2 protein-coding genes are annotated in these 1926 nt (G+C 50.1%); one reads left to right on the top strand and one right to left on the bottom strand.

The window, feature by feature from the left end; all coding sequences use genetic code 11:
* The coding region (locus HRU21_09120; GenBank protein ID NRA42452.1) for a BCCT family transporter at nt 1-1372 on the top strand (1372 nt) is incomplete at its 5' end.
* Nucleotides 1373-1401: 29 nt separating this feature from the next.
* Here HRU21_09120 and smpB read toward each other — a convergent pair.
* Nucleotides 1402-1878 (bottom strand): SsrA-binding protein SmpB, encoded by a 477-nt coding sequence (gene smpB / locus HRU21_09115; protein ID NRA42451.1) that lies wholly within the window; start codon nt 1876-1878, stop codon nt 1402-1404.
* Nucleotides 1879-1926 lie beyond the last annotated feature (48 nt).

Here is a 1926-nt window from a genome sequence, read left to right as displayed (position 1 = left end):
CGCGCTATCACCGCTCGGCAGTATTCGTTTGGGCGGCCCGTCTGCCAAACCCGACTACAGCTATACCGCTTGGTTTGCGATGCTATTTTCGGCCGGTATGGGGATTGGCTTAATGTTTTGGAGCGTTGCTGAACCGTTGGCCTATGTCACCGGCTGGGCATTTACCCCGCTGGGTGTCGAGGCTAATAGTGAACAAGCGTATCGCCTTGCAATGGCGGCAACCCTCTTTCACTGGACCATTCACCCCTGGGCCATTTATGCCGTAGTCGGTCTTTCGCTGGCATTTTTCTATTACAGCAAGCAATTACCATTGACCATACGCTCTACCTTTTATCCTATTTTTTCAGAACGTATTTGGGGCTGGCCAGGGCATATCATCGATACCTTGGCAGTGATTGCCACTATATTTGGTCTTGCCACCTCGCTTGGACTTGGCGCGCAACAGGCAGCTTCAGGCATGCATGTAGTGTTTGGTTTTGACAACTCAACCTTATTACAACTATTGATTATTGGCCTAGTAACCGCAGCGGCTATCGTCTCAGTCGTTCGCGGCCTAGACGGCGGGGTAAAAGTATTATCTCAGCTGAATATTGCCATTGCCTGTTTGCTACTGCTGTTTGTCTTGCTGCTTGGGGAGACCGGCACACTGCTTGTCGGCATTGGTGACAACCTCATCGCTTATTTTGACTATGTACTGCCGTTGAGTGCCGCAACAGATCGAACAGACCAAGCGTGGCAGCATAGCTGGACCGTATTTTATTTAGCCTGGTGGATTTCTTGGTCACCTTTTGTCGGCATGTTTATCGCACGCATCTCGAAAGGTCGCACGGTAAGAGCCTTTATTTTTTCGGTGCTGATTGTGCCTAGCTTGGTTACCTTGGTGTGGATGACGGTGTTCGGCGAGAGCGCGTTATTGCAATACAAGCAACAGCTCGGTGGTTTGAGCGAAGGTGTTGGCGATGTATCGCTGGCGATGTTTGCCCTGCTTGCCGAACTACCTTGGGCCGGCATTACTTCGCTGGTCGCTATTATATTGGTACTGGCCTTTTTTATTACCAGCTCTGACTCTGGCTCATTAGTGATTGACAGCATTACCGCCGGCGGCAAGATTGACTCGCCGGTCAGCCAACGGGTGTTCTGGGCGCTGGCTGAGGGCGCAGTCGCCATTGTACTATTGTTAGGCGGCGGCAGTGAGGCCTTATCAGCACTGCAGGCAGGCACGGTATCAGCTGGCCTACCCTTCACATTTGTACTGATACTGATGTGTCTAGCACTGACCAAAGCGCTGTTTAATGAGCACCGGCAGCAACATGGCCTACCGCCGATACTGCCGCCAGACGGGCCGGATCATAGCCAACAAGGTGATAAATGAATGATTTTTGAGCGCTTAATGCATATCAGCTAACGCGATTTATGCATTAGGCGCTGTTTCTCACGATTCCAATCCCGCTCTTTTTCAACCGCACGCTTATCATGACTGGCTTTGCCGCGCGCTAGCGCAACCTCGCATTTAATAAGGTGTTTTTTCCAATACAGCTGCGTACACACACAGGTATAGCCTTTGGCATCAACTGCGCGCATCAATTTTTGCAATTCACGCCGATGTAATAGCAGCTTTCTAGGCCGCATCGGCTCCGTCACAAAATGCGTCGATGCAGTGGCCAGTGGCGTAATCATCGCGTTATGCAAAAACGCCTCGCCATCTTTAAACCAAACAAAGCTGTCGACCAGCTGAACTTTGGCTTCGCGCAGCGATTTGACTTCCCAGCCCGTCAGTGAGATGCCCGCTTCAAATTTATCTTCAAAAAAATAATCGTGTCGTGCTTTACGATTCTGCACGATGATATTGGAGGGTGTTTTCGGTTTCTTCTTAGCCATCCCGCTATTATATGTAAAAGCTAGCTCTTGTGTAATCAAAGTTAAACA

The organism is Pseudomonadales bacterium (assembly GCA_013215025.1).
Taxonomy (GTDB): Bacteria; Pseudomonadota; Gammaproteobacteria; order Pseudomonadales; family DT-91; genus DT-91.
This window is presented reverse-complemented; position numbering and strand designations above follow the sequence as displayed.

Coding starts and splice junctions, on each gene's coding strand:
- smpB (NRA42451.1), bottom strand. CDS start 1,878: ATGGCTAAGAAGAAACCGAAAACACCCTCCAATATCATCGTGCAGAAT.